Origin of the sequence: uncultured Candidatus Puniceispirillum sp., from assembly GCF_963979125.1 — a bacterium.
In the GTDB taxonomy this organism is placed as follows: domain Bacteria; phylum Pseudomonadota; class Alphaproteobacteria; order Puniceispirillales; family Puniceispirillaceae; genus Puniceispirillum.
Map to the genome: position 1 here is coordinate 1 of NZ_CAXBVX010000098.1, position 7314 is coordinate 7314.

A 7314-nucleotide genomic window follows, 5' to 3' on the forward strand; every position below is an offset into this window, starting at 1 on the left:
GGCCACATTCATAAGCCGGGCAAGGTCGGTATCGTGTCGCGTTCGGGTACTTTGACCTATGAAGCGGTTGCCCAGACAACAGCCGCCGGACTTGGCCAGTCAACATGTGTTGGCATTGGCGGTGATCCGGTCAATGGCACCAACTTTATCGATTGCCTTGAAATGTTTCTGGCTGATGACCAGACCGAGGCGATTGTCATGATTGGCGAAATTGGTGGCTCTGCCGAAGAAGAAGCCGCCGCCTATTATATGGCACAATCCAACCGCAAGCCGATTGCCGGATTTATTGCCGGTCAGACAGCGCCGCCAGGACGCCGTATGGGTCATGCCGGTGCGATTGTATCGGGGGGAAGTGGTGCCGCTGTTGACAAGATAGCGGCGATGGAAGCAGCTGGTTTTGTGATGGCGTCGTCACCTGCCGCGCTTGGTGATGCTGTTATGTCAGCGATTGGCAACCATTCTTCTTGAATATAAGTGAATAGCTTATACACTATGGCCAATAAATAGCGTCTATAAGTGATGGATTGAAAAACATGAGTGATTCGGTAACCCCAAATCGTGACGACGCCGATCATCAAAATGCTGATGCTCTCGATAGTAGCTTTCTATCTGGCGCTAATGCCACTTTTATAGCTGAAATGAACGACGCCTGGCGGCGCAACCCGCGCGCCGTTGATGCGGCATGGGCGCGTTATTTCGAACAGCTTGAGGCGGTTGGCGATATTGGGGATAAAGGCCCAAGCTGGGAAGAAAAAGGTCCAAGCTGGGGCAATGGCATAAGCCGTGTCGTGGGGGCGGTTGATCCGGAAGCTTCGATCAAGGCTGTTGCGGCGGCGCATAAATCAAATGGCAATCTGAATGCGGGCAATATGCGGGCGGCGACGCTGGATTCATTGCGTGCGGTGATGCTGATTCGCGCCTATCGTATCCGCGGGCATCTGCTGGCTCGGCTTGATCCGCTGGCACTTGAAGAGCCGGAACTACATCCCGAACTTGATCCCGAAGCCTATGGCTTTGGTGAAGATGACTGGGATCGTCCAATTTTCATCAATTATGTGCTTGGTCTGGAAACCGCGACCTTGCGGGAAATTATCGATGTGTTGCGCCAAACCTATTGCGGCACCATCGGCGTTGAATTCATGCATATTCAGGACCCGGCGCAAAAAGCATGGATTCAAGAACGTATCGAAGCCATTGGCAACCGCACAGATTTTACCATCAAAGGTAAGCAGGCGATTTATGAACGTCTGGTTGATGCCGAAGAATTTGAACGCTATCTGCATAAGAAATATACGGGCACCAAGCGGTTTGGCATGGATGGCGCCGAAGCGGTGATTCCGGCGATTGAACAAATTCTCAAGCGCGGCAACCAGCTTGGCCTTGGCGAAGCTGTTATCGGCATGGCGCATCGCGGCCGTCTGAATGTTCTGCATAATGTTCTGAGTAAGCCGTTTCGGGCGATCATTTCCGAATTTCTGGGTAATCCGGCGAATCCTGAAGATGTTGGGGGCTCGGGTGATGTGAAATATCATATGGGCGCATCGGCTGACCGTGTTTTTGATAATAGCTCGGTGCATCTGAGTCTGGCACCTAATCCCTCGCATCTGGAAATTGTTGATCCGGTTGTTGTTGGACGGGTGCGGGCAAAACAGCAACAACGTGATGACCATGATCGTACCGAAGTGCTGGGTATTCTTTTGCATGGTGACGCGGCTTTTGCCGGACAGGGTGTTGTTGGCGAAACCTTTGCCTTTTCGGATTTGCGTGGCTATCGCACTGGCGGCACGATCCATATTATTGTGAATAACCAGATCGGCTTTACCACTAGCCCGTCTTATTCACGTTCATCGCCCTATCCAACCGATGTGGCCAAAATGGTGATGGCACCGATTTTCCATGTGAATGGTGATGATCCCGAAGCGGTTGTGCATACAGCGCGGATTGCCATTGAATTCCGGCAGGCGTTCAATACCGACGTTGTTATCGATATGTTCTGCTATCGTCGCTTTGGTCATAATGAAGGTGACGAGCCAGCTTTTACCCAGCCGCTTATGTATAAGGCGATCGGGCAGCATCCTTCAACACGCGATATTTATGCCCAGAAACTGATCGCCGAAGGCGTGTTTGACGAAGCTGGTGCACAAAAGGTCATTGATGACCGCATCAAGCATCTAGATGAAGAATTTGAAGCTGGCACAAGCTATCGTCCGAACAAGGCTGACTGGCTTGAAGGCATGTGGTCGGGTATGCGAACTGCACATGGTGAAGAACGCCGCGGTGAAACGGCTGTTGATATTGATGTCCTGCGCAAGCTGGGTGTCGATATGAACAAGGTTCCGGATCATATGCGGATCAATTCCAAACTGACACGCATTCTGAAAGCGCGTGCAGACAATATCGAAAAAGGCACAGGGATTGACTGGTCAACAGCCGAGCTTATGGCCTTTGGCACCTTGATGCTGGAAGGTAATCCAGTGCGTCTATCCGGACAGGATTCCTGTCGTGGTACATTCAGCCAGCGCCATTCGGTGCTTGTCGATCAGGATACCGAAGAACGGTTTGCGCCACTGGCGAGTCTGTCGGACGATCAAGCGCCATTTGAAGTGATCGATTCGCCGCTATCTGAAGCATCGGTGATGGGCTTTGAATACGGGTTTTCGCAAGCCGAGCCAAATGCACTGGTCATGTGGGAAGCGCAATTTGGCGATTTTGCCAATGGTGCGCAGGTTGTCGTTGACCAGTTCATCTCGTCAGGTGAAGCAAAATGGTTGCGGATGAGCGCGCTGGTTCTGCTATTGCCGCATGGGTATGAAGGCCAAGGCCCAGAACATTCATCAGCCCGTCTTGAACGCTATCTGCAGCTATGCGCCGAGGATAATATGCAGGTGGTTAATTGTACGACACCGGCAAATTATTTCCATGTTCTGCGTCGTCAGCTACGTCGTGATTTCCGCAAACCGCTTGTGGTGATGACGCCGAAATCATTATTGCGGCATAAAGCCTGTGTGTCTGATCTTGCTGAAATGGCTAGCGGCACCAGCTTCCACCGTGTTCTTGATGAACGTGATACAAAGGTAAAGCATGGCAAAGCCAAGCGCATCGTCATGTGTAGCGGTAAAGTCTATTATGATCTGGCAGCCGCGCGCGACGACGCCAAGGCATGGGATATTGAAATTCTGCGTCTGGAACAGCTATATCCATTCCCGACAAAAGCCGTGATCGAGGCGCTTGAAGCTGTGCCTAATGCCAAGATCATCTGGTGTCAGGAAGAACCCAAAAATATGGGAAGCTGGACATTTGTCCGTGATTTCATCGAAGACGCGATGGAAAAAGCAGGATCAAAGCAATCGCGTCCGATCTATGCCGGACGTGCCGCCGCCGCGTCACCAGCGACAGGTAGCCTGTCACGGCATAAACTCGAACAGCAGGCTCTGGTCGAAGACGCACTTGGTTTTGATAAGGAAAGTGGCAAGGCCGCCGCAGAATAGTTAAGTGGCATCATGTTGATGCCGATGCATATCCAACGCACCAAAGGAGGGTGCTTGCTAATGGCAACCGATATTATTGTCCCGACTCTTGGCGAGTCTGTTAGCGACGCAACGATCGCACGCTGGATCAAAAAAGCAGGAGATGCGGTGGCTGCCGATGAGCCTGTTGTTGAACTTGAGACTGATAAGGTGACGCTGGAAGTGCCTTCACCTGTAGCTGGTCAATTGAGCGAGCTGGTCGTGGCCGAAGGCGATACTGTCGAAGTCGGTGCCTTGCTAGCGCGCGTTGAAGCTGGCAAAGGCGCCAGCGCACAAGCGGCAAAGCCCGAAACACCAGCGGCAAAGTCCGAAGCCCCTGCCCCAAAGGCGGCCCCAGCGCCAGCATCGAAAGTGGATGCGCATCCTTTATCGCCTGCAGTGCGCCGTCTCGTTGAGGAAAATAATCTTAATCCAGAAAACATTACCGGTACGGGCGTCGATGGGCGTTTGACCAAGGCGGATGTGCTGGCGGCGATGAAAGCCCCTGCTCCGGCAACAGCAAGCCAGGCACCGCGTTCATTGGCAACAAGCCAGACACCGCGCCAGACACCGCGTGACATAGATGCGGCGCGCGAAGAGCGTGTGCCGATGTCAAAATTGCGGCGGGTGATCGCAGGGCGGCTGAAAGAAGCGCAGAACAATGCGGCGATGCTGACCACCTTCAACGAAGTTGATATGACCGAACTTATGGCATTGCGGGCAAGTTACAGAACCGAATTTGAAAATACCCATCAGGTGCGACTTGGTTTCATGGGTATGTTTGTGCAAGCGTCAGTCATGGCTTTGCGGGAATTTCCAGCGGTTAATGCCGAAATCGACGGTAATGATATTATCTATAAGAACTATTACAATATTGGTGTTGCCGTAGGCACGCCGCAAGGTCTGGTGGTGCCTGTGATAAAAGGTGCCGAAGAGATGAATCTGGCTGAGGTCGAGCGCACCATTGGTGACTTTGGGATGCGCGCACGTGATGGCAAGATTGCGCCAGACGATATGGCTGGCGGCACCTTTACCATTTCAAATGGTGGTGTTTATGGATCATTGATGTCAACACCAATTTTGAACCCACCGCAAAGCGGGATTCTGGGCATGCATAAAATTGAAAAACGGGCAGTTGTGGTCGATGATGTGATTGTGATCCGCCCCATGATGTATCTGGCGCTGTCCTATGACCACCGTATCATTGATGGGCGCGAAGCGGTTTCATTTCTGGCACGTGTCAAGGATTTGGTCGAAGACCCGCGCCGTCTGCTGATTGGCGTTTAAAGCTTTCGGCTACAGAGTGTGACGTAAGGAAAGAATAATGACCGATAGTAAATTCGATCTGATTGTAATCGGCGCGGGCCCAGGTGGCTATGTAGCGTCAATTCGTGCCGCACAATTGGGCATGAATGTCGCCTGTATTGACCGGCGTGAAACGTTAGGCGGCACATGTTTGAATGTGGGCTGTATTCCGTCCAAGGCATTGCTAAACGCATCTGAACATTTTGCCAATGCCGCCGGAGATACGCTGGCCAATCTTGGCATCAATACAGGCGCGGTAAAGCTTGATCTGGCGAAGATGATGGCATCGAAAGACACTATTGTCGGCAATCTGACATCGGGAATCGATTTTCTGTTCAAAAAGAACAAGGTGACACGCCTGCATGGCAGTGCATGTATTGATGGTGCGGGTTCGGTTACGATTACCGCGGGCAAGGATAAAGGCACCTATAAAGCAGAAAATATTCTGATCGCTTCAGGTAGCCATCCATCAAGCCTGCCCGGAATCGACATTGACGAAAAGCGGATTGTAAGTTCGACAGGTGCTTTGGCGCTTGGCAAGGTACCAAAGAAAATGATTGTGATTGGCGCTGGCTATATCGGGCTGGAGCTTGGTACGGTGTGGGCTCGGCTTGGCGCCGAGGTCAAAGTGATCGAATTTCTGCCGCGTATTCTGCCAGGCATGGATTCGGAAATTGCCAAAAAATTCATGACCATTGCCAAAAAGCAAGGCCTGTCATTCAAGTTGAAAACGGCGGTGACATCGGCCAAAGCCAGCAAGACTGGCGTGACTTTGACCGTCGAACCTGCAGGTGGCGGGGACGCTGAAACGATCAAGGCTGATATTGCGCTGGTTTCGGTTGGGCGCCATCCAGCGCTTGACGGACTTGGGGCTGAAGCAATCAAGCTGGCGATAAGCGAACGTGGTCGGATCAAGGTTGATGCGCGATTTGAAACAAATATCGAAGGTATCTTTGCCATAGGTGATGTGATTGATGGACCTATGCTGGCGCATAAAGCCGAAGAAGATGGTGTCGCCGCGGTCGAAATGATGGCAGGCAAGGCCGGACATGTTGATTATGATCTGGTGCCAGGCATTGTCTATACGGCACCCGAAATCGCGACACTTGGCAAAAGCGAAGATATGCTGAAAGAGGCAGGCATTGCCTATAAGGTTGGACATTTTCCGTTCTCGGCCAATAGCCGCGCCCGCGCACAAGGTCATAGCGAAGGCTTTGTGAAAATTCTGGCAGATGCCGAAACGGATCGTGTTTTGGGCGTGCATATAATAGGCCATGAAGCAGGTACGGTTATTCATGAATGTGCAACCGCAATGGCTTTTGGTGCTTCATCCGAAGATATTGCGCGTACTTGTCATGGCCATCCGACCCTCAATGAAGCGGTCAAGGAAGCGGCACTGGCTGTCGATGGCCGTGCGATACATATGTAGCTATAGACGGTCGCATGCTACCGCGATCATCTTGTCAGCCTTTGGCCGGATGATGGGTTTATTATACCACGATCATCTTATCAGCCTTCGTTTCAGATCGGCTGGATGATGCTTATTCCCGCGATCATCTTTCGGCCTTTGGCCGGATGATGCTTTAGCGCAATTTGGCGCGTGGATGCGTTTCCTGATGCACTTTGACAAGATGTGCTTCATCAACATGCGTATAAAGCTGGGTCGTTGCCAGACTGGCATGACCAAGTAATTGCTGAATGGCGCGTAAATCACCACCATTGCCAAGCAGATGCGTCGCAAAGGCATGACGCAAGGCGTGCGGCGTGACATGCGGTGGCAGGTCAAGCTCGACACGAAGCGATTCGACAAGTCGTTGCACCGCCCGCGCGCCTAATGGTTTGCCGCGACTGCTAACGAAAAGCGGATTATTGGCATCAAGGGCAAGCGGGCAAAGATCGATATATTCGTCAACAGCCTGGGCAGCGGCACGCAAAACAGGTACATCACGCATTTTATTGCCCTTGCCAGTGATCGACAGCCAGTCGCCAAGCGGCGCATCACGGCGCTGAAGGGACAGAGCCTCGGAAATGCGAAGGCCAGCCCCGTAAAGCAACATAAGTACGGCAAAATCACGCGCCTTTATCCAGTCATTGCCACGGCGCGCAAAAATCGCGGCAAGCAAAGCCTGGGCATCATCAACCGACAGGGATTTGGGCAAGGTACGCTGTGGTCGCGGGGCGCGAAGCCAACTCAGGTCAGGCACATCAAGCAGATTTTGGCGGCTGGCAAAGCGCAAAAAACCGCGCAAAGCGGAAACACGACGGGCAATGGTTGTGCGCGCCAGATTGCGATCAGCCATATTGGCAATCCAGCCGCGAAAGACGGTTCGGTTCGGGCTGGCAGTCAGGCTGGATGGCTGGGTGGCAAGGTAGCTTGTATAATCGTCAAGGTCGGTTTCGTAAGCGTCGATGGTGTTGCGCCCATAGCGCTTTTCCTCGGCCAGCCACGCCAGCCATGCGGCACGATGTGCCGGCGTAATCATGAGCGGCTAATTTCATATTC

4 protein-coding genes and 1 pseudogene are annotated in these 7314 nt (G+C 52.4%); 4 read left to right on the forward strand and 1 reads right to left on the reverse strand.

The genetic code is table 11. The features are described from left to right. From ABNT28_RS09050 to lpdA, 4 genes and pseudogenes are all read left to right on the forward strand, one after another. A pseudogene (locus ABNT28_RS09050) lies at positions 1-468 on the forward strand (succinate--CoA ligase subunit alpha); the annotation flags it as partial. 65 nt (positions 469-533) lie between these two features. Further along, positions 534-3488, forward strand: a complete 2955-nt coding sequence (locus ABNT28_RS09055; protein WP_348721432.1) for a 2-oxoglutarate dehydrogenase E1 component — start codon at positions 534-536, stop codon at positions 3486-3488. 60 nt (positions 3489-3548) lie between these two features. After that, a complete protein-coding gene (gene odhB, locus ABNT28_RS09060; RefSeq protein WP_348721433.1) occupies positions 3549-4793 on the forward strand; it encodes a 2-oxoglutarate dehydrogenase complex dihydrolipoyllysine-residue succinyltransferase in 1245 nt (414 codons plus the stop codon). A 37-nt stretch (positions 4794-4830) separates the two neighbouring features. Beyond that, positions 4831-6240: a dihydrolipoyl dehydrogenase gene (gene lpdA / locus ABNT28_RS09065; protein ID WP_332925194.1), complete on the forward strand. Its 1410-nt coding sequence runs from the start codon at positions 4831-4833 to the stop codon at positions 6238-6240. Between the two features lie 154 nt (positions 6241-6394). Here lpdA and ABNT28_RS09070 read toward each other — a convergent pair whose 3' ends face one another. Next, positions 6395-7294: a tyrosine recombinase XerC gene (locus tag ABNT28_RS09070; protein ID WP_348721434.1), complete on the reverse strand. Its 900-nt coding sequence runs from the start codon at positions 7292-7294 to the stop codon at positions 6395-6397. Between the last annotated feature and the right edge of the window lie 20 nt (positions 7295-7314).